At 70.7% G+C, this 18,889-nt stretch carries 21 protein-coding genes; 6 read left to right on the top strand and 15 right to left on the bottom strand.

Annotated elements, in window-relative coordinates:
* Positions 1-65: 65 nt before the first annotated feature.
* The 3 genes from HCN51_RS22390 to rph are packed head-to-tail and all read right to left on the bottom strand — an operon-like array spanning position 66 to position 3,210.
* Complete coding sequence (locus HCN51_RS22390; protein ID WP_168011438.1) at positions 66-1,856, bottom strand: molybdopterin-dependent oxidoreductase; 1,791 nt, start codon at positions 1,854-1,856, stop codon at positions 66-68.
* Between the two features lie 47 nt (positions 1,857-1,903).
* The gene (gene rdgB / locus HCN51_RS22385; protein ID WP_168011437.1) at positions 1,904-2,494 is read right to left on the bottom strand and encodes an RdgB/HAM1 family non-canonical purine NTP pyrophosphatase; all 591 of its coding nucleotides are present in this window, start codon (positions 2,492-2,494) and stop codon (positions 1,904-1,906) included.
* Positions 2,491-3,210: a ribonuclease PH gene (gene rph / locus HCN51_RS22380; protein WP_080042435.1), complete on the bottom strand. Its 720-nt coding sequence runs from the start codon at positions 3,208-3,210 to the stop codon at positions 2,491-2,493. Before rph ends, rdgB begins: the two co-directional genes overlap by 4 nt.
* A 53-nt stretch (positions 3,211-3,263) precedes the next feature.
* On the opposite strand from rph, the gene HCN51_RS22375 reads away from it, so the two are divergent.
* Entirely contained in the window at positions 3,264-4,517 is a 1,254-nt protein-coding gene (locus HCN51_RS22375; protein ID WP_346433745.1) for an MFS transporter, read from the top strand.
* Positions 4,518-4,524: 7 nt separating this feature from the next.
* Here the strand turns inward: HCN51_RS22375 and HCN51_RS22370 are convergent, their stop codons facing one another.
* The 3 genes from HCN51_RS22370 to HCN51_RS22360 all read right to left on the bottom strand — a co-directional run bounded on the left by HCN51_RS22370 (position 4,525) and on the right by HCN51_RS22360 (position 7,030).
* Positions 4,525-5,277: an MBL fold metallo-hydrolase gene (locus tag HCN51_RS22370; RefSeq protein WP_168011435.1), complete on the bottom strand. Its 753-nt coding sequence runs from the start codon at positions 5,275-5,277 to the stop codon at positions 4,525-4,527.
* Positions 5,274-6,098: a glutamate racemase gene (gene murI, locus HCN51_RS22365; protein WP_168011434.1), complete on the bottom strand. Its 825-nt coding sequence runs from the start codon at positions 6,096-6,098 to the stop codon at positions 5,274-5,276. The genes HCN51_RS22370 and murI overlap by 4 nt, the downstream gene beginning before the upstream one ends.
* A 140-nt stretch (positions 6,099-6,238) precedes the next feature.
* Positions 6,239-7,030, bottom strand: coding sequence for a thioesterase family protein (locus HCN51_RS22360; RefSeq protein WP_168011433.1), 792 nt, complete (start codon positions 7,028-7,030; stop codon positions 6,239-6,241).
* A 102-nt stretch (positions 7,031-7,132) separates the two neighbouring features.
* Here HCN51_RS22360 and HCN51_RS22355 point away from each other — a divergent pair, with 102 nt between their 5' ends.
* Positions 7,133-7,459, top strand: coding sequence for a hypothetical protein (locus HCN51_RS22355; RefSeq protein ID WP_168011432.1), 327 nt, complete (start codon positions 7,133-7,135; stop codon positions 7,457-7,459).
* An 85-nt stretch (positions 7,460-7,544) separates the two neighbouring features.
* Positions 7,545-9,497, top strand: coding sequence for a DUF3352 domain-containing protein (locus tag HCN51_RS22350; RefSeq protein ID WP_168011509.1), 1,953 nt, complete (start codon positions 7,545-7,547; stop codon positions 9,495-9,497).
* Between the two features lie 57 nt (positions 9,498-9,554).
* On the opposite strand, the gene HCN51_RS22345 is transcribed toward HCN51_RS22350, so the two are convergent.
* The 5 genes from HCN51_RS22345 to clpS all read right to left on the bottom strand — a co-directional run bounded on the left by HCN51_RS22345 (position 9,555) and on the right by clpS (position 12,187).
* Positions 9,555-10,502 (bottom strand): PLP-dependent cysteine synthase family protein, encoded by a 948-nt coding sequence (locus HCN51_RS22345; RefSeq protein ID WP_080042442.1) that lies wholly within the window; start codon positions 10,500-10,502, stop codon positions 9,555-9,557.
* Position 10,503: 1 nt separating this feature from the next.
* Positions 10,504-10,776, bottom strand: a complete 273-nt coding sequence (locus HCN51_RS22340) for a MoaD/ThiS family protein (RefSeq protein ID WP_168011431.1) — start codon at positions 10,774-10,776, stop codon at positions 10,504-10,506.
* A 141-nt stretch (positions 10,777-10,917) separates the two neighbouring features.
* Positions 10,918-11,319 (bottom strand): M67 family metallopeptidase, encoded by a 402-nt coding sequence (locus tag HCN51_RS22335; RefSeq protein WP_080042444.1) that lies wholly within the window; start codon positions 11,317-11,319, stop codon positions 10,918-10,920.
* Between the two features lie 9 nt (positions 11,320-11,328).
* Complete coding sequence (locus tag HCN51_RS22330) at positions 11,329-11,853, bottom strand: DUF2017 domain-containing protein (protein WP_346433744.1); 525 nt, start codon at positions 11,851-11,853, stop codon at positions 11,329-11,331.
* A 40-nt stretch (positions 11,854-11,893) separates the two neighbouring features.
* Positions 11,894-12,187: an ATP-dependent Clp protease adapter ClpS gene (gene clpS, locus HCN51_RS22325; protein ID WP_080042446.1), complete on the bottom strand. Its 294-nt coding sequence runs from the start codon at positions 12,185-12,187 to the stop codon at positions 11,894-11,896.
* A 46-nt stretch (positions 12,188-12,233) separates the two neighbouring features.
* Between clpS and HCN51_RS22320 the strand changes: the two genes are divergently transcribed.
* The 3 genes from HCN51_RS22320 (at position 12,234) to HCN51_RS22310 (ending at position 14,844) form a co-directional block, all read left to right on the top strand.
* Positions 12,234-13,517 (top strand): nicotinate phosphoribosyltransferase, encoded by a 1,284-nt coding sequence (locus tag HCN51_RS22320; protein ID WP_206067447.1) that lies wholly within the window; start codon positions 12,234-12,236, stop codon positions 13,515-13,517.
* Positions 13,518-13,532: 15 nt separating this feature from the next.
* Positions 13,533-14,102, top strand: coding sequence for a nicotinamidase (locus HCN51_RS22315; protein WP_168011428.1), 570 nt, complete (start codon positions 13,533-13,535; stop codon positions 14,100-14,102).
* A gap of 139 nt (positions 14,103-14,241) precedes the next feature.
* Positions 14,242-14,844, top strand: a complete 603-nt coding sequence (locus HCN51_RS22310; protein WP_168011427.1) for a hypothetical protein — start codon at positions 14,242-14,244, stop codon at positions 14,842-14,844.
* Between the two features lie 19 nt (positions 14,845-14,863).
* Here HCN51_RS22310 and HCN51_RS22305 read toward each other — a convergent pair whose 3' ends face one another.
* The 4 genes from HCN51_RS22305 to HCN51_RS22290 all read right to left on the bottom strand — a co-directional run bounded on the left by HCN51_RS22305 (position 14,864) and on the right by HCN51_RS22290 (position 18,832).
* Positions 14,864-15,241, bottom strand: a complete 378-nt coding sequence (locus HCN51_RS22305; RefSeq protein ID WP_168011426.1) for an STAS domain-containing protein — start codon at positions 15,239-15,241, stop codon at positions 14,864-14,866.
* A gap of 183 nt (positions 15,242-15,424) precedes the next feature.
* Positions 15,425-15,649: a hypothetical protein gene (locus tag HCN51_RS22300; protein ID WP_080042451.1), complete on the bottom strand. Its 225-nt coding sequence runs from the start codon at positions 15,647-15,649 to the stop codon at positions 15,425-15,427.
* Between the two features lie 260 nt (positions 15,650-15,909).
* A complete protein-coding gene (locus HCN51_RS22295; protein WP_346433743.1) occupies positions 15,910-17,661 on the bottom strand; it encodes a DEAD/DEAH box helicase in 1,752 nt (583 codons plus the stop codon).
* Positions 17,662-17,785: 124 nt separating this feature from the next.
* Positions 17,786-18,832 carry a hypothetical protein gene (locus HCN51_RS22290; RefSeq protein WP_168011425.1) on the bottom strand — a complete coding sequence of 349 codons (1,047 nt, stop codon included), beginning with the start codon at positions 18,830-18,832 and terminating at the stop codon, positions 17,786-17,788.
* Positions 18,833-18,889: the final 57 nt, after the last annotated feature.

The raw sequence follows: 18,889 nt of genomic DNA, 5'->3' as shown, positions 1-18,889 counted from the left end.
CAAGGGGGCGAACTCGGCGGAGAATCTCCAACCCCGCCACCTGCGAAAACACCCCAAACCAGGGCTCAGGCCACCGATACGGTGACCGAGTGCCAGCCGGTCGCCCCGTCGGGCGCGGGCGCCGCGCGCCGGTCCGTCTGGGTACGCCCGGCGGCGTCGGTGGCCCGCACCTCGATCGTGTGCCGGCCAGGAGTGGCGGCCCAGTCGATCGCCCACTGCCGCCACGTGTCGGGGCCGGGCACCTCGGCCAGCCGCGCCTGACGCCACTGCCCGCCGTCCACCCGCACCTCCACCGCGTCCACCCCGGTGTGCTGCGCCCACGCCACCCCGGCGATCGTCGTGTCGCCCGCCTTCAGCGAGCCGCCGTCCTTCGGCACGTCGATGCGCGACTGCGTCTTAATCGGGCCCTTCGCCGACCAGCCGCGCGGCGTCCAGTACGCCTCGTCCCGGTCGAACCTGGTCACCTTGATGTCCACGACCCACTTGGTGGCCGAGACGTACCCGTACAGGCCCGGCACCACCTGCCGCACCGGGAAGCCGTGATCGACGGGCAGCGCCTCACCGTTCATCGCGACCGCGAACAACGCGTCCCGGCCGTCCATCACCACGTCCACCGGAGTACCGCAGGTGAAGCCGTCGGCCGAGGTGGACAGCAGCATGTCCGCGTCCGCCCGCAACCCGGCCCGGCGCAGCACGTCGGCCATCCGCGCGCCCAGCCACCGGGCGTTGCCGACGTACGGGCCACCCACCTCGTTGGACACGCAGGTCAGCGTCACATCCGCCTCGGTGAGCGGCAGCTTCAGCAGGTCGGCGTACGTGAGCTCGACGGGACGATCCACCATGCCGTGAATGCGCAGCGTCCAGTCGGCCGGGTCCACCTGGGGGACGACGAGGGCGGTGTCCACGCGGTAGAAGTCCCTGTTCGGCGTGACGAACGGCGACAGGCCCCCGATCCGCAGGTCCGCACCGGCGGGAACGGCCTTCGCGGGCACCGCCGGCCGGGGCAACGCCACCCCGACCCTTGCCGCGTCCACGGCTTGCCGCCCACCGAGCTGCCGCCCCAGCACCACCCCCACCCCGGCCACCACCACGCCCCCGGCCACCCCGGTCAGCAACCGCCGCCGATCGAACCCGGGCGCTCCACCCCCCGCCCGCATCACCGCCGGCCGCTCAGCCTCGCCCTGCGCGGACGCACCGGGGACAGCCTGACCGCTCGCCACAGAACCGTCAGAAGGGGCCACGCGAGCCGCAGCGTCCCGAACCCCAGCCTCCCGGAGCGGGACGTCACCGGCCGCAGGTACAGCGTCCTTGGACGCATCAGCGCGAGGCCCGGAGGCAGCGGCCTGGGACGCGTCCGCGTGCGGCGCGGCAGCGGGAGGCTCGGCGGCCTGCGGCGCGGTGGTTGTGGCAGAGGTGGCGAGGCCGCGGTGGAGGAGCCGGCGCAGCGCCCAAGCCCCCACCGCCACCCCCACCAGCGTCGGCACCACGTCCAGGGGCGCGGCGTCCGGGCGGGTGAGGACGGCGGTCACGCCGATGGCGCCGATCACGGCGAAGCCCGCGTAGCCCCAGGCGGGGCGGTGGCGGGAGAGGGTGCCGAGGAGGGCGGCCAGGGCGGCGAGGACCACGAGGACGCCGCCCAGCAGCACGGCCTTGTCGTTCGAGCCGAACGCCCTGATGGCGAAGTCCTTGACGGGCAGGGGCGTCAGGTCGACGGCCGCGTCGCCGACGGCGACCACGGGGAACGTCGTGGGGCCGACGATCCCGGCCACGAGTTGCGCGACCCCGAGGGCGACGGCTCCGGAGACGAGCCCGACGAGGGCCCCCGCCCACGCGGGGACCGGTGAGTTGCTCTGCACAGGAACGACGGTACGTCCCCCTGGGCCGGGCAATTCTTACGCGGGGGTTACGACGCGAGCAGGTCCCGCACCATGGGCGCGAGTGCGCGGAAGGCGCGGCCGCGGTGGCTGATGGCGTCCTTCTCCTCGGGCGTCAGCTCGGCCGTGGTGCGGCTCTCGCCTTCGGGGACGAAGATGGGGTCGTAGCCGAACCCGCCGGACCCGCGCGGCGTGCGGACGAGGCCGCCCTGCAGCGTGCCCTCGACGACGCGGGACTCCCCGGACGGCAGGGCCAGCGCGGCGGCGCAGGCGAAGGAGGCGGTGAGCTTGTCGGAGGGCACGTCGGAGACCTGGGCGAGGAGCAGCTCCAGGTTGGCGCGGTCGTCGCCGTGCCGGCCGGCCCAGCGGGCGGAGAAGACGCCGGGCATGCCGTTGAGAACGTCGACGCAGAGCCCGGAGTCGTCGGCCACGGCGGGCAGGCCGGAGCCCTGGGCGACGGCGTGCGCCTTGATCAGCGCGTTTTCCTCGAAGGTGACGCCGGTCTCGGCGATCTCGCCGATGGCGGGGAACTCTTCGAGCCCGACGATGTCGAAGCCGGTGAGGATGCGGCGCAGCTCCTCGATCTTGCCCGCGTTGCGGGTGGCCAGCACGATCTTCATGACTCCAGGGCCTCCTGCTGGATGAGCGTCAGCTCCTCGCAGCCGGCCACGGCGAGGTCGAGGAGCCGGTCGAGCACCGCGCGGTCGAACGGCGCGCCCTCGGCCGTGCCCTGCACCTCGACGAACGTGCCGTCGCCGGTCATGACGACGTTCATGTCGGTCTCGGCGGCGACGTCTTCGGTGTAGCAGAGGTCGAGCATCGGGACGGAGCCGACGACGCCGACGGAGACGGCGGAGACGGAGCCGATCAGCGGGTCGCCGGGGCACATGCGGCGCTCGCGCATCCAGGCGACGGCGTCGGCCAGCGCGACGTAGGCGCCGGTGATGGCGGCCGTGCGGGTGCCGCCGTCGGCCTGCAGCACGTCGCAGTCGAGCAGAATGGAGTTTTCGCCCAACGCTTTGTAATCGACGCAGGCGCGCAGTGAGCGGCCGATCAACCGGGAAATCTCGTGGGTGCGCCCGCCGATTTTGCCGCGGACCGATTCACGATCGTTACGGGTATTGGTCGCGCGGGGCAACATGGCGTATTCGGCCGTGACCCAGCCCTGCCCGCTGCCTCTGCGCCAGCGGGGCACGCTGTCCTGCACGGATGCGGCGCACAGCACGCGGGTGCCACCGAATTCGACCAGCACGGACCCCTCGGCGTGCGCCAGCCAGCGCCTGGTGATGGTGATCGGGCGCAGCTGGTCGGGGTTGCGGCCATCCTGTCGGGACATGCAGATCACCCTATCTCCGGGGCGCGACACTCTTGACCAAATGTGTCCGCCACATGGATCCTTACGCAATGACAACGGGGGTGTTGCGAAACCCTGACTTCCTCCGGTTCCTCAGTTCGCATGTGGCGAACGAACTCGGGGCGAATATCTCACGCGTGGCCCTTCCCCTGGTCGCCGTGCTGGTGTTGCACGCCGGGCCCGCGGAAGTGGGGGTGCTGTCGTCGCTGCAGACGGCGGCGTTCTTGGTGATCGGCCTGCCCACGGGGGTGTGGGTCGACCGGATGCGCAAGCGCCGGGTGATGATGGCGTCCGACCTGGTGAAGTTCGTGGCGCTGGGGAGCATCCCGGTGGCGGCCACACTCGACGTGCTGACCATCGAGATCATGTTCGGGGTGGCGGTGGTGGCGGGGGTGTCGCAGGTCTTCAACGACGTCGCCGACCAGACGTACCTGCCGAACCTGGTCAGCACCACGCAGCTCAGCGACGGCAACGCGAAGCTGGAGGTGGTGCGGTCGGGGGCGTTCCTGGCGGGCCCGGGCGTGGGGGGCGCGCTGGTGCAGCTGCTCGGCGCGCCGCGCACGATCGTGGCGACCGCGATCGGCGCGCTGGCGTCGGTGGTGCTGCTGCTGTCCATCAAGGTGCCGGACAAGCCGCCCGCCGACATCGAGCGCGGGCCGCTGTTGCGGGGCATCCGCGAGGGCCTGGTGTACGTGTGGCGCGACCGGCTGTTACGCGGCTTCATGGCGTCGTCGGCGATCAACAACCTGTGCGTGAGCGGGGTGCTGGGCCTGTCGGTGCTGTTCCTGGCCGAGACCGTCAAGCTGGCGCCGGGGGCGATCGGCCTGCTGCTCATGTCGGGCGGCATCGGCGGCGTGCTGGGCGGGCTGAGCGGCGCCTGGCTGTCGAGGAGGCTGGGCAGCGCCCGGGCGACGTGGACGGCCATCCTGGTCGGCGCCCCGGCCGGCCTGCTCCTGCCGATGACGCAGGCCGACTGGCGGGTGGCGTGCTTCGCGGCGACGTCCATCATGATCTCGTGGGCCGCGGCCATGTCGAACGTCGGCCAGACCACCTACCGCCAGACCGTCACCCCCGACCACCTGCTGGGCCGGGTCAACGCGTCGGTGCGCTTCGTGACGTGGGGGGTGATGCCGCTGGGCGCGCTGGTCGGCGGCCTGGTGGCGCAGCAGATCGGGGTGCGGGAGTCGCTGTGGCTGCTGATGCTCGCGCGGGTGACGGCGTTCGTGCCGCTGGCGTTCTCGCCGCTGCCGCGCGTCCGCGACTTCACCGAGCTCCAGGCCAACACGTGAACGCCCGTCAGGTGAGGTCGTAGACGGCGCCGCTGCGCGCCAGCTCCACCGGCCCCGAGTAGCCGCCGCCCAAGGCTTCTTCCAGGACTGTGGCCTGGTCGTTCCACGGCACGAGGTGGGTCAGCACGAGCTTGCCCACGTCGGCCTTGGCGGCGTGCTCGGCCGCCTGGCGGCCGGTCAGGTGCAGGCCGGGCGGCAGGTCGGGGCCCTCGACGAACGACGCCTCGCACAGCAGCAGGTCGGTGCCGGCGGCCAGCTTGACCAGCTCGTTGGACTCGCCGGTGTCGCCGGAGTAGGCCACGCTCGCGGCGCCGTTGGCGACGCGGAACCCGTAGGCCTCGACGGGGTGGTTGACCAGGCCGGCGGTGAGGGTGAACGGCCCGATCTCGTACGAGCCGGGCGTGAGCGCGACGAAGTCGAACGCGGTCTCCAGCCCCGGCTCCTCCGGCATGCCGTAGGCGGCGGCCAGCCGGGCGGGCGCGCCGGCGGGCGCGTAGACGGGTAGGGCGGGGTACGGCGCCGCGGGCCCGTAGGTGCGAGCGACGTGGTAGCCGCAGATGTCGAGGCAGTGGTCGGCGTGCAGGTGCGATAGGCAGATGGCGTCCACGTCGTACAGGCCGATGTGACGTTGGAGCGCGCCCAGCGACCCGCTGCCGAGGTCGAGCAGCAGCCTGAACCCGTCGGCTTCGAGAAGGTAGCAGGACGCGGGGCTGTCGGGGCCGGGGTAGCTCCCGGAGCAGCCGACGATGGTCACCTTCATGTGGGCCTCCCGTTATAGGTAGTACCCCCCACTGGTGCGACTTCGACCACATCGATCTCCGGGCCCAGGAAGCGTCGCCCGAGCCGGGCGAAGAGCAGGGAGTCGCCGGTGGCGCGGAAGCGGTGCCGGGGGGTGGCCTCGCTTCCCGCCGCCAGACCGCGGTCGTGCAGGATCCGGTAGACGTCCTTGGCCGTCTCGTCGGCGCTGGAGATCAGCGTCACCCCTTCGCCGGCGACGTAGGAGATGGCGCCGGTGAGCAGCGGGTAGTGGGTGCAGCCGAGGATGAGCGTGTCGCACCCGGCGGCCCTGATGGGCTCCAGGTACTCGCGCACGGCCTCGATGACCTCGTCGCTCATCGTCTCGCCGCGCTCGACGTAGTCGACCAGGCGCGGGGCGGCCACGCCGGTGAGCTGGACGTCGGGCGCCGCCGTGAAGGCGTCGTGGTAGGCCATGGAGTCGATGGTGGCCCTGGTGGCGATCACGCCGACCCGGCCGTTGCGGGTGGCGCGGACGGCGCGCCGGGTGGCCGGCATGATCACTTCGACGACGGGCACGTCGTACCGCTCGCGGGCGTCGCGCAGCACGGCGGAGCTGGCGCTGTTGCACGCGATCACGAGCATCTTGACGTCCTGCTCGACCAGGTGGTCCATGACCTCCAACGCGTACGCGCGCAGCTGCGCGAGGCTTTTGGGCCCGTACGGCTGGTGGGCCGTGTCGGCCACGTAGGTGATGGATTCGTGAGGGAGCTGGTCGATGATCGCGCGTGCGACCGTCAGGCCGCCGACCCCGCTGTCGAAGATCCCAATACTCGCGTCCGGCACGCTCTAGAGGGTAGGCGACCTGCACGATCAACACTGCGTAAGAATGCTCACACTGTGCCGCGTGTGGCGGAAAATGATGTTGCCTTGCTCACAGCGGGCCCGTGGAAGGCACCCAGAACGCGCTCATAAAGCGCGATATTTCACCCTCTTCCGACCCGGGCGAGCTGACGGGACTGGGCGACGAGCCGCCCGGTCGAGTCGCGCACCTCCACCTCCTCGTCGAACCAGCCGTCGGAGACCAGCCGGCCGCTGCCGAGCAGCGTCAGCCACCCGGGCGCGGGCAGCGCGCGCAGGTGCCAGGTGAGGTCCACGGTGGGCGCCCAGCCCCGCCCGCCGGCGGAGAACACGACGGGCGGCAGCGCGTCCACGGCCAGCGCCAGCACGTACGGGTCGGGGTCCTGCGGCTCGGCCATCCTGAAGTACGCCCGCGACTCCGGCCGGCCGGTGGGCTCGCCCTTGAGCCAGCCGATCGTGGGCGGGTCGAAGAGCAGGTCCATCTGGGCGTTCAACGTCATGCCGGACTCGGGTTTCGGGTCGGGCAGCTTGGCGCAGTCCTCGATCGCGGGCATGCCGTGCGCGGGCGCGTCGCTGTAGACGGGCTCGACGTCGGCGAGCGTGGCCGTCGTGATCAGCCCCTCGATCTGCGCCACGCCGTCCTGCACCAGCGTCGCCCTGGCGAACGCGGCCGTCCGGCCCGCCTTCAGCGGCTCGATCCTGACCTGCGCGGGCCCCGCGACCGGCGCCTTCAGGAACTGCGCCGTCTGGCTCACGGGGTGCTCGAACGGCGAGGCGTCCACCGCCGCGCGCAGGATCACGGCCATGAGGTAGCCGCCGTTGAGGGGGCCGCCGATCGCGTATCCGGGGTCGAGACACACGTCGTAGGTGTTCTCGTCGACCCTGATCGCCTGCGTGGCCTCGTCGAACTTGGTCATCCGCCCTGCCTCATATCTGGAACTATGTTCTAGACACTCTAGAGCATTCTTCCCTCAGCGCGCCTACCTGCGAAAACGTGATTCGGCTGACAACGTTTGATCATGGCAAGTGTCACCGAACTCATCGGACAGTCCGTTTGGGACTCCAACGGGGTGTGGGTCGGTTTCGTGGTGGACATCCGGGTCGTCAGGCACAGGGGCGAGCTCCAGCAGAGCCACACGGTCTACGGCCTGGTCGTCTCCAGCCGCCGCGCCCCGCTCCTGCTCGGCCTCACCCGTGATCGCCAGGGCCGATCGGCCTGGTTCTCCCGCACGCTGGCGCGCCTGGTCTACGCGGGCTGCACGTTCGTCCCCTGGGAGAACGTCATGGACTACGGGGACGGCGAGGTGCACATCGATGTCCTGAGAAAAGAGCTGAACCGGGTCTAATTCCAACTTCAGCACATTGCAAGCGCTCGTCTAGCAACATCAGCTACTTTCTGTGTGGTCAAAAGTCCACATTGTGAGTTGAGTGATGTCTGCGAACAATCCCCCCTATGGCCAGGATCCCGACCGGACCACGGCGTACAACTGGAACCAGGGGCAGCAGCCGGAGCAGCAGCCGACGGCTCAGTATCCGGGCCCGCCCTACCCGCCGCAGCAGCCGTACCAGCAGCAGCAGTACGGCCAGCCGCAGTACGACGCTCAAGGTCAGGGTGCCTACGGCCAGCAGGCGTCCTACGGCCAGCAGCCCCCCTACGGCCCCCAGCAGGGCCAGCCGCAGTACGGGCCGCAGCAGCCCTCCTACGGCGGCGCGCCCCAGTACGGCGGCCAGCAGCCCCAGCAGGGCTGGCAGCAGGAGCAGGGCGGCTGGCAACAGCAGCAGCAACCGCAGCAGGGCTGGCAGCAGGAGCAGGCCGGCTGGCAACAGCAGCAGGCACACCAGCAGCAGGGCGGCTGGCAGCAGGAGCAGGGCTGGCAGCAGCAGGCCCAGTACGAGCAGGGCGGCTGGCAGCACCAGGGCCCCGAGGGCTTCGGCCAGCCGGAGCCGGCGAAGAAGGGCCGCAAGGGCTGGGTGATCGCGATCGCGGCGGCACTCGCCGTGGTCCTGCTCGGCGGCGGCGCCGTCTGGGCCGTGGGCACCTTCGGCGGCGGCGGCACGCAGCCGAACGACGTGCTGCCCGCGAACTCGATCGCCTACGCCCGCCTCGACCTGGACCCGGCCGCGAACCAGAAGCTGGCGCTGTTCCAGCTCGCCAGGAAGTTCACGGTCACCAAGGACTCCTTCTCGGGCGAGGACCCGCGCAAGGCGCTGTTCGACCTGATCAACGAGCAGGACGCCGACAGCAAGCTCGACTTCGCCAAGGACGTGGACCCGTGGCTGGGCAGCCGGGTCGGCTTCGCCGCCGTCCCCTCCGGCAAGGAGGAGCCCGACTTCGCGGTGGCCGTGCAGGTCAAGGACCAGGAGGCGGCCAAGGCCGGCATCGCCAAGCTCATGGACGGCGACAAGTACGGCCTCGCCTTCCGCGAGGACTACGCGCTGCTCAGCTCGACGCAGGCGCTGGCCGACAAGTACGCCAAGACCGAGGGCAGCCTGTCGGACAACGCCGAGTTCAGCGAGGACATGGGCGCGGTCGGCGAGCAGGGCGTGCTGTCGTTCTGGGCCGACATGGGCGGCCTGATGGAGCTGGCCAAGAAGACGATCCCGGCCGACCAGCAGGCGGCGGTCGACCAGGTGAAGGACGCCAGGTTCGCCGGCGCGCTGCGCTTCGACAGCGCCTACGTGGAGCTGGCCGGCGTCGTGCGCGGCGCCAAGGGCATGACCCCGCAGGGCGACCTGCCCAAGGCCAACCTCGGCACCCTGCCCGCCTCCACGGCCGGCGCGCTGTCGATCTCGGGCCTCGACCAGGTCGTCACCAAGCAGTGGGCCGAGATCGAGAAGCAGGCCACGGCGGCCGGCAGCACGCAGATCAGCCAGATGTTGCAGCAGGCCAAGACCCAGTTCGGCCTGGAGCTGCCCGGCGACCTGGCCACCGTCTTCGGCAAGAACCTCACGATCGCCGTGGACGGCGAGGGCCTGGACAGCGACCAGATCAAGGGCGGTGTGCGGGTCATGACCGACCCGGCCAAGGCGCAGGCCGTCATCGACAAGGTGCAGGCGGCGCTGACCCAGCAGGGCGCGACGGCCCCGCAGATCGCCAAGGTCTCCGGTGACGGCGTCTTCACGGTGGCGACGACCGACGAGTACGCCAAGAAGCTGGCCGCGGAGGGCACGCTGGGCGACTCGGAGACGTTCCAGACCGCGATTCCCAACGCGGCCGACGTGAACTACGCGCTGTTCGTGGACCTCGACAAGGTGGAGAAGCTCTACCTCGCCTCCATGGACGGCGACGACAAGGCCAACCTCCAGGTGCTGCGCGCGGTGGGGCTGAGCGGCACGCAGACCGACACCGAGGCGACGTTCTCGCTGCGGCTGCTGTTCAACTAGGCGAGCTACAACGAAAGGGCGGCCGGTCGACGAGGACCGGCCGCCCTTCGCGCGTTCTCAGGCCCAGAGCTGGCCTTCCAGCCGCTCCTCCGCCTCCTCCAGGGTGCCCTCGTAGGCGCCCGTGGACAGGTACTTCCAGCCGCCGTCGGCCACGACGAACACGACGTCGGCCCGCTCGCCCGCCTTGACGGCCTTCCTGGCCACGCCCAGCGCGGCGTGCAGCGCGGCCCCGGTCGAGACGCCGGCGAAGATGCCCTCGGAGGCCAGCAGCTCGCGGGTGCGGCGCAGCGCGTCGGCCGAGCCCACCGAGAAGCGGGTGGTCAGCACCGACTCGTCGTAGAGCTCGGGGATGAACCCCTCGTCGACGTTGCGCAGCCCGTAGACCAGCTCGCCGTACCGCGGCTCGGCCGCCACGATCTGGACGCCGGGCACCCGCTCGCGCAGGAACCGGCCGACCCCCATGAGCGTGCCGGTCGTGCCGAGCCCGGCCACGAAGTGGGTGACCGTGGGCAGGTCGTCGAGGATCTCGGGACCGGTGGTCTCGTAGTGGGCACGCCAGTTGGCCGGGTTGCCGTACTGGTAGAGCATCACCCAGTCGGGGTGCTCGGCGGCCAGCCCCTTGGCCACCCGCACGGCCTCGTTGGAGCCGCCCGCGGCGGGCGAGGAGATGATCTCCGCGCCCCACATGCGCAGGAGCTGGCGGCGCTCCTCCGAGGTGTTCTCCGGCATCACGCAGATCAGCTTGTAGCCCTTGAGCTTGGCCGACATGGCCAGCGAGATGCCGGTGTTGCCGCTGGTCGGCTCGAGGATCGTGCAGCCCGGGGTGAGCAGGCCGTCCTTCTCCGCCTCCTGGATCATCCAGAGGGCCGGGCGGTCCTTGATCGAGCCGGTCGGGTTGCGGTCTTCCAGCTTGGCCCAGATCCGCACGTCGGCGGAGGGGGACAGCCTCGGCAACCCGACCAGGGGCGTGCGGCCGACCGAGTCGATCAGTGAGTCGAAACGCATGTCACCCGCCGGCGACTGCGGGAAGCACGGTCACCGTGTCGCCGTCGGACACCGGCGTGCCGAGGCCGCCGAGGAAGCGCACGTCCTCGTCGTTGAGATAGACGTTGACGAAACGGCGCAGGCTGCCGTCGTCGACGAGGCGCTCCTTGATGCCGGGGTGACGGGCCTCAAGGTTGGCGATCAGCTCTTCGAGCGTCGCGCCCTCGGCGTTCACGGCCTTGGCACCGTCGGTGTAGTTACGCAGGATGGTCGGAATGCGAACCTCGATGGCCATCTCGGTCAGTCTCCTCAGGTCAGGTCGTCGTCCCATCGGCATGCAACACCGATGGCTGGATGCGGATTCCGAGTCAGCGACAGTCGTAGACGACGACAGCAGGAGTGTGGGCGAAGAGGAAGCTCTGCACCGGCCTGACCATCATGGGAGAAACCTTACCTCTTCCTCCGTGACGACACCGTCGAGGATGCGGTAGGAGCGGAACTCCACCTCGTGCTCGTCCCTGGTGGAGACCAGCACGTAGTGGGCGCCGGGCTCGGAGGCGTAGGAGATGTCGGTGCGCGACGGGTACGCCTCAGTGGCCGTGTGGGAGTGGTAGATGACGACCGGCTCCTCGTCGCGGTCGTCCATCTCCCGCCACACCCGGAGCTGCTCCAGCGAGTCGAAGCGGTAGAAGGTGGGGGAACGCTCGGCGTTCTCCATCGGGATGAATCGCTCGGGCACGCCGTCCTTGCCCGCGATGACGCCGCACGCCTCGTCGGGGTGGTCGGCCCGGGCGTGCGCGACGATCTTGTCAACCAGTTCCTGCGAGATCGACAGCATGCCCGGAAGTTACCAGAGCGCCCGGAGCAGGCTGTCCTGGAGGTAGGTCAGCCAGTCGTAGGTCACGTAGGCCGGGTAACGGGGGTCGTCCTCCGACATCACGGCGATCTCGTCGTGCACCTCTTCGGTCACGTCGAGCTTGGTGCCGAGCGTCAGGCGCAGGTCGTTGAGCGCGCGCAGCCACGCCTGCGCCTGCTCGGCCGTCAGCTCGAAGCGGCCCGAGCGGGCGGTCTCGTGCACCGTCTGCGCGTCGGCCCGCTTGCCGTCGCGCAGCGTCGCCTCGGTGTAGCGGCGGAACTCCACCGACTCCTTCTCGTCCTCGTAGGCCGACGGGAACAGCCTGGCCAGCACCGGGTCGGACGGCGCCGCGCCGTCACCGATGCCGAGGGCCCGCTCCAGCGGGTCGTCGCTGGTGCGCCCCGGCGAGACGATGCCGAGCATCATGGAGACGAGCGAGCGCAGCAGCGAGACCTCCGGGGCCTCGAACTCCGCCACGACGCCGCCGTCCTTCCCCCGCGAGAACCCCGAACTCACCGGTGCCGCCTCACTGACCTGCTCGTAGATCTCATACGACTCACTTGACCGAGTCCGGCTGGACCGTCGCCCACAGGCCGTAGGAGTGGAGAATCTGCACATCCCTTTCCATCTCCTCGCGCGTGCCACTGGACACGACAGCCTTGCCCTTGTGGTGCACGTCCAGCATCAGTTTCTCGGCCTTCTCCCGGGTGTAGCCGAAGACCGTTTGGAAGACATAGGTCACGTAGGACATGAGGTTGACGGGGTCGTTCCAGACGATGGTCACCCATGGCAGATCGGGCCGGACGTCCGATGACGGACGCTCGACGGCGATTGGAGAGGTGCTACCCACATCCCCGAGTCTGCCCTATCTGGGCCGTAGTCTTCGAGTCGTGACAATGACCATGAGCACTGCGTTGCTCACAGATCACTATGAGCTGACGATGCTGCAGGCCGCTCTGCGGAGCGGCGCTGCCCACAGACGGGCGGTCTTCGAGGTGTTCGCCCGCCACCTGCCGGGAGGCCGCCGTTACGGGGTTGTCGCCGGAACGGGACGTGTCCTCGACGAGCTCGAACGCTTCCGTTTCGGTGACGATGAACTCACCTACCTTCGCGAGCGCGGGGTCGTGGACGAGGCGACTCTGGCGTTTCTGGCCGATTACCGCTTCTCCGGGAACATCTACGGCTATCGCGAGGGCGACCTCTATTTCCCCGCCTCCCCGATCATGGTGGTGGAGGGCACGTTCGCCGAGGCCGTGCTGCTGGAGACCGTCACCCTGTCGATCCTCAACCACGACTGCGCGATCGCCTCCGCCGCCTCCCGCATGACCAACGCCGCCTGCGGGCGGCCGCTCATCGAGATGGGCTCGCGCCGCACGCACGAGGCCGCCGCGGTGGCCGCCGCCAGGGCCGCCTACATCGCCGGGTTCGCCTCCACCTCCAACCTGATGGCCGGACGCCTGTACGGAGTGCCCACGGCCGGTACGGCGGCGCACGCGTTCACCCTGCTGCACGACTCGGAGCGGGCGGCGTTCGAGGCCCAGATCGCCTCGCTGGGGCCCGAGACCACACTGCTGGTCGACACCTACGACGTGCCCGCCGCCGTGCGCACGGCCGTCGAGCTGGCCGGCGACAAACTCGGCGCGGTCCGCATCGACTCGGGCGACCTGGCCGCCGCGGCGCAGGAGGTGCGCGAGCAGCTCGACGCGCTCGGCGCCTTCGACACCCGCATCCTGGTCACCTCCGACCTCGACGAGTACGCCATCGCCGCGCTCGCCGCCGCCCCCGTCGACGGCTACGGCGTCGGCACCTCTCTGGTGACCGGCTCGGGCGTGCCGACGGCGGCCCTGGTCTACAAGCTGGTGGCGCGGGAGACGGCCACGGGCAAGCTGGAGGCGGTGGCCAAGCGGTCGGTGGGCAAGCCGTCACGCGGGGGCCGCAAGGAGGCGTACCGGCTGCTCGACGAGCACGGCCACGCCGAGACCGAGCTGATCACCACCAGCGGCCTCGCCCCCGAGGGCGGCATCCCCCTGCTGCACGAGCTGGTGCGCGACGGCGAGATCGTCGGCCGCGAGCCCCTGACCGCCGCCCGCGACCGGCACGCCGCCGCCGTCGCCACCCTCCCCCAGGAAGCCCTCCACCTCGGACGCGGGTACGCGGCGATCCCCACGGAATTCGCCTGACGTATCGTGCTGCCTATGAGCACCGCGTTGATCATCGTCGATGTGCAGAACGACTTCTGCGAAGGTGGCAGCCTGGCCGTGGCCGGGGGCTCCGAGGTGGCGGCGGCGATCACACGCCACTTGGCCGAGCACGGCTACGACCACGTCGTGGCAAGCCGCGACTACCACATCTCCCCCGGCACCCACTTCGCCGAGACCCCCGACTACGTCTCCACCTGGCCCGCCCACTGCGTGGCCGGCACGCCCGGCGCCGACTTCCATCCGTCGTTCGACGTCTCCGCGGTGGAGGAGGTCTTCAGCAAGGGGGCGTACGAGGCGGCGTACAGCGGCTTCGAGGGCACGTCGGGCGACGGGGTGCCGCTGGCCGACTGGCTCAGGGAGCGCGAGGTGCGCGAGGTCGACGTGGTGGGCATCGCCACCGACCACTGCGTGCGCGCCACCGCCCTCGACGCCGTCAAGCTGGGGCTGGCGGTGCGGGTGCTGCTGGACCTGACCGCCGGCGTGACTCCGGCGACCACGAAGGCGGCGATCGCGGAGCTGCACAAGGCGGGCGTGGTGCTACGGGGGGCGCCCGCCCTCGGCTGAAAGCCGGCCCTCGAGGGCGATCACGAAACGTATCCGCTGTGCAACGCTGCGGTCATGTGATATCGAAGAGGACGAACCCACTCCGGATTCGGAGTACCACGGAGAGTGACAACTCTTTCATCTCGTGGGAGGTCCCTCGATGCTGCCCATCTCCCTGGGCATGGCATGGCTCCTGCTCGGCCCCCTCTGCCTGTGGCTGCTCGTCAAAGGGAGCAACCCCGAGCGGGCGGGCGCGGTCGCGACGCTGGCCCTGCTGGAGGCGGGGACGATCGCGATGAGCGTGCTCCCGCACGCCGCCGCCCCCGCCACCCGCCCGGCCGCCGCGCACACCTTGCGGGCGCCGCCCGCCCGCTCCGCCGCCCCCAGGCCGCGCTCCGGCTCCACCCCCAAGCAGGCCGGGCCGGACTCCCACTCCCCGATGCCGGCTTCCTGTGACGAGCGGGCGCAGGTCCCCCGGGTCGCCCGGAAGCAGCCCGGCGGGTCGCTCCTGCTGAGCTGGCCGGCCACGCCGCACGAGTGCGACCGCGCCGTGGTGGCCCTGCGCACCCGTGACAGGAAGCTGCTCATCTGGCTGCGGACGACCCGGCGCGCCGCACGCCAGGAGACCCGGCCGGGCGTGCTCACGCTGCCCGTCCACGTCAGGAGCGGCACGGCGTCGCTGACGGTCCCGTTACACGGCAAGACGCGCTACACCGCGATCGACGGCCGCAGCGGTCACCGCATCCCGCGATCGGCGGCCTGAAACGGACCGAGAGGAGGGGTCAGGGCGGCGCGACGGCCATCCGCAGCGCGTCGTCGAACACGGCGAAGACCTCGAACGCGTGCCGCAACCCGGTGATCGACAACACCCGGGCCATCACCCCCTGCACCCCTCCGAGCAGCAGCCTCGTGCCTCTCGCCTCGCACCGGTGCATGATGTCGATGAGTTCGTTCATCCCCATGGAGTCGCAGAACGAGACTTCGCCGAGATCCAGGATCAGGAACGATTTGGCGGGCAGCTCCCAGATGCGCTGCAGGTGCTCCCTGAGGATGGGCAGCGCATTCACGTCGAGCTCGCCTTCGAGCCTGATGATGATGGCGTTTCGAGAGAGGCCGGAAGTGACGCTGAGCGTCGACTTTCGGGTGGCCTCAGACGACATGGGCAAAGTCCTTCTGCATATCCGCAAGACAGCCAAGAGTGGTTGTTGCCGCTCCCGTCGAGCTTCTAACAGAAGGCCACTGCTCTGTGGCCAAATGCGCAGAGTCACGCTTCGTGACCATCGGACCGGCGCCCGGCCCGCACCCTTTGACCTGCGAAGACGCGCTTTATCGCACCTTCGCCGTCATACCGCCCGATAGGTGATCAGGTACGCGAGGGTAAGGACGGCGAGGACCCCGAGCAGGACGCTCGTGCCGCCGATGACCATGATGGCGTGCGACTGGCGGAACACCTTGCGCATCGCCGCCACCGTCAGCCCGATCAACGCGGTCAGGATGACGAGGGACACCTGCCTGGGCTCGAAGGCCGTGAAGATCCCCGCCACGAATGCGAGGGACAGCGCCTGCATTTTCTTCCTTCCTCCCACCGGGCCGCGCCGAATTGCCCCGATTCGACGAATCGAGCGGGCGCGTTTTCACCCGAGAAAACCGAATGAGCGCCTCTCTACCCTCATTCGGTGAACCCAGGCGAAGCCGGTGCACAGGAATTGCGGCCCGTTGAGTCTCCCCTGTCTCCTCCGTGCCTTCCCGCTCAGCTCTGTGCCTTCCCGCTCAGCTCTGTGCCTTCCGCTCAGCTTTGTGCCTTCCGCTCAGCTTTGTGCCTTCCCGCTCAGCGGCGCTGGGTGGCCCAGCGGCGGATCATCGCGATGCGCTCCTGGATCTGCTCCACGGTGGCCTGCGCGATCGGCGGGCCGCCGCACGCCCGCCGCAGCTCGGAGTGGATCACCCCGTGCGGCTGGCCCGTGCGATGGTTCCACGCGCCGACCAGGCCGTTGAGCTCGCGCCGCAGCTCGGCGATCTGCTCGTGCGGCGCCAGCTCCTGCTTGGGCGCCTCGACCTGCTGCTTGCGCTTGGCCGCCTGCTGCTCCGACTGCCGCTTGCGCAGCAGCTGGGCCACCTGGTCGGGCTCCAGCAGGCCCGGCAGGCCGATGAAGTCCTCTTCCTCGGCCGAGCCGACCTCGGCGCCGGTGCCGAACTCGCCGCCGTCGAACAGCACCCGGTCGAACGTGGCCGAGGTCTCCATCGTCTCGAACGGGAGCTCGTCGCCCAGGACGTCAGGGTTGTCCTGCTTGCGGTTGGCCTGCTCCAGCAGCGAGTCGTCGAGGCCGTCCTCGGGAGGCCGCTTGTTGAGCACGTGGTCGCGCTCGACCTCCATCTCGTTGGCCAGGCCCATGAGCGTGGGCACCGAGGGGAGGAAGACCGAGGCGGTCTCGCCGCGCTTGCGCGCCCGCACGAAACGGCCCACGGCCTGGGCGAAGAAGAGCGGGGTCGAGGTGGAGGTGGCGTAGACCCCGACGCACAGGCGCGGGATGTCGACGCCTTCCGAGACCATGCGCACCGCCACCAGCCAGCGGTCTTCCGACGCCGCGAACGCCTTGATCTTCTTCGACGCGCCCGGGTCGTCGGACAGGACCACCGTGGCGCCCTCGCCGGTGATGTTGCGCAGGTGGCGGGCGTAGGCGCGGGCCGTCTCGTGGTCGGTGGCGATGACCAGGCCGCCCGCGTCGGGCACGCCCCTGCGCACCTCGGTCAGCCGGCGGTCGGCGGCCTGCATGACCTGGCGGATCCAGTCGCCCTTCGGGTCGAGCGCGGCCCGCCACGCCTGCGAGAGCTGGTCTTTGGTGAGCGGGGTGCCGAGCGTGGCGGCGATCTCGTCGCCGGCCCGCGTGCGCCACTTCATCTCGCCGGAGTACGCCAGGAAGATGACCGGCCGCACGACGCCGTCGTCGAGCGCCGGGCCGTAGCCATAGGAGTAGTCGGCGACGCTGCGCTTGAGGCCCTCGGCGTCCTCCTCGTAGGCCACGAAGGGGATCGGGTTGTCGTCGGACCGGAATGGCGTGCCCGTGAGCTGCAGGCGGCGCGTGGCCGGCTCGAACGCCTCGCGGATGCCGTCGCCCCACGACTTGGCGTCGCCGGCGTGGTGGATCTCGTCGAAGATGACCAGGGTCTTGCGGTTTTCCGTGCGCGCCCTGTGCAGGGCGGGGTGCATCGCCACCTGCGCGTACGTCACCGCCACCCCCGTGTAGTCGCGGGAGGTGGCGCCCTGGCTGTTCTTGAACTCGGGGTCGATCGCGATGCCCACCCGCCCGGCCGCGTCGGCCCACTGGCGCTTGAGGTGCTCGGTGGGCGTCACGATCGTGACCGCCCTGATCACCCCGTTGGCGAGCAGCTCGCTGGCGATGCGCAGGGCGTAGGTCGTCTTGCCCGCGCCCGGCGTCGCCACGGTGAGGAAGTCACGCGGCTCGCGCCTGAAGTAGAGGTCGAACGCCTCCTGCTGCCAGGCGCGCAGCTTGGGGGCGGTGCCCCACGCGGCCCGGTCGGGATAGGAAGGCGATAGGTGGGACGCGGCGAAGGTGCTCACCGCATCACCTCTGGGGTTCGTGTGCTTCGCTCTCTCACAGTGACCCAAGAGTAATCGGGCCCACCGACAAGACGTGCCGTGAGCCAAGGATTCTGGCCAAGGTCTTCCTCACGTGCTATGCGGCTTATCGGAAGCTCGTCATCACCGCGTCGAGCGCCTGCCTGTGCCGGGTTTCCTCAGGTTGGAGCAGCCCGACGAGCAGCACGGGGCGCGACTCGCGGGTGAGCAGCATCACTCTCAGGTACGCCGGGCGGTTCGTCCCGCCCGCGTATTCCGCTCGTAGCGCACGGGTGTGGCCGCCGGGCAGCCGCCGGTCCTCGACGACCGTCACGCGGTCGCCCCTCAGCAGCAGCCTGGAGTACAGGCCCGCCGCCTCCTCCGTGGCCTTCCCCGCGTCCTTCACCGGACCCTGGACCGGCCTGGCCATCACGAGGCCGCCGCGCCCGTCCCGTACGACCGAGGTGAACCCCGTGACCGGCGGCACCGCGCCCGCGCTCCAGCCCTGCGGCAGCGTCGCCGCCACCCCGGCCAGCGCGTCGCTCAGCCTCCCCGTGTCCGCCGCCCGCGGCGCGGTGACCCGCGCCGTCGCCGCCGTCGCGCCGGCCGCCAGCCCCGTACCGGCCAGCAGCGCCGCCAGCACGACCAGCACGCGCTGCCACGGCCGCTCCCCGTGCGGGCCTGCCCTGCGCGCCCCCGGGTCCTTGGGAGAGCCGTGGAGGCGGGCGGACGGCGGGAGGCTGTCGTCCGCGCTCCTGCTGGTGATGCGCGGGTTCCACGCGGGCTCCTCGAACGCGGGCGCCGGCTCCTCGATGGTGGCCTCCGCCTCCAGGTCGAGCGGATGCGGCCGCCGCCCCGGCCCTCCCCGAGCGGGGCCTCCACGCGCCTGCGCGGGCGGCGCCTCCCAGGCAGGGCCTCCGCGTGCCTGTCCCCGCTCGGGCGGCGATCCTCGGGTGGGGTCGCCGCGGGACTGGTCCTGTCGTCGCCAGGCCGGGTGCTCGGGCTCCTCCGCGTACGGGCGGCCGCGGCGGCCCCAGGCGGGTGGCGGCTCGGCCGGGCGGCCCGCCGCCGCAGGGCCCTCCTCGTCGGGGGACGCGGGCCCCGTGTCCTCCGGAGGACTGCGGCGATGCCCGGGCCCCTGCCGAGGGGGCCAGACACGGTGATCACCCTCCATGACACCTCCTTGCCCGCTGTCCTATCACTCCCCGCCACGGCGAACAGGAGAACCGTG

Origin of the sequence: Nonomuraea composti (genome assembly GCF_012034275.1) — a bacterium.
Lineage (GTDB): Bacteria > Actinomycetota > Actinomycetes > Streptosporangiales > Streptosporangiaceae > Nonomuraea > Nonomuraea composti.
This window is presented reverse-complemented; position numbering and strand designations above follow the sequence as displayed.

What these genes read in the sequence shown, in the direction of transcription:
- HCN51_RS22300 (WP_080042451.1), bottom strand. Translation starts at nt 15,649, where the DNA reads ATGCAGGCGCTGTCCCTCGCATTCGTGGCGGGGATCTTCACGGCCTTC.
- HCN51_RS22335 (WP_080042444.1), bottom strand. Translation starts at nt 11,319, where the DNA reads ATGCTGTCGATCTCGCAGGAACTGGTTGACAAGATCGTCGCGCACGCC.
- HCN51_RS22350 (WP_168011509.1), top strand. Translation starts at nt 7,545, where the DNA reads ATGTCTGCGAACAATCCCCCCTATGGCCAGGATCCCGACCGGACCACG.
- HCN51_RS22310 (WP_168011427.1), top strand. Translation starts at nt 14,242, where the DNA reads ATGCTGCCCATCTCCCTGGGCATGGCATGGCTCCTGCTCGGCCCCCTC.
- rdgB (WP_168011437.1), bottom strand. Translation starts at nt 2,494, where the DNA reads ATGAAGATCGTGCTGGCCACCCGCAACGCGGGCAAGATCGAGGAGCTG.
- HCN51_RS22370 (WP_168011435.1), bottom strand. Translation starts at nt 5,277, where the DNA reads ATGAAGGTGACCATCGTCGGCTGCTCCGGGAGCTACCCCGGCCCCGAC.
- HCN51_RS22320 (WP_206067447.1), top strand. Translation starts at nt 12,234, where the DNA reads ATGACCATGAGCACTGCGTTGCTCACAGATCACTATGAGCTGACGATG.
- HCN51_RS22305 (WP_168011426.1), bottom strand. Translation starts at nt 15,241, where the DNA reads ATGTCGTCTGAGGCCACCCGAAAGTCGACGCTCAGCGTCACTTCCGGC.
- HCN51_RS22360 (WP_168011433.1), bottom strand. Translation starts at nt 7,030, where the DNA reads ATGACCAAGTTCGACGAGGCCACGCAGGCGATCAGGGTCGACGAGAAC.
- HCN51_RS22355 (WP_168011432.1), top strand. Translation starts at nt 7,133, where the DNA reads ATGGCAAGTGTCACCGAACTCATCGGACAGTCCGTTTGGGACTCCAAC.
- HCN51_RS22375 (WP_346433745.1), top strand. Translation starts at nt 3,264, where the DNA reads ATGGATCCTTACGCAATGACAACGGGGGTGTTGCGAAACCCTGACTTC.
- HCN51_RS22290 (WP_168011425.1), bottom strand. Translation starts at nt 18,832, where the DNA reads ATGGAGGGTGATCACCGTGTCTGGCCCCCTCGGCAGGGGCCCGGGCAT.
- HCN51_RS22340 (WP_168011431.1), bottom strand. Translation starts at nt 10,776, where the DNA reads ATGGCCATCGAGGTTCGCATTCCGACCATCCTGCGTAACTACACCGAC.
- HCN51_RS22345 (WP_080042442.1), bottom strand. Translation starts at nt 10,502, where the DNA reads ATGCGTTTCGACTCACTGATCGACTCGGTCGGCCGCACGCCCCTGGTC.
- rph (WP_080042435.1), bottom strand. Translation starts at nt 3,210, where the DNA reads ATGTCCCGACAGGATGGCCGCAACCCCGACCAGCTGCGCCCGATCACC.
- HCN51_RS22315 (WP_168011428.1), top strand. Translation starts at nt 13,533, where the DNA reads ATGAGCACCGCGTTGATCATCGTCGATGTGCAGAACGACTTCTGCGAA.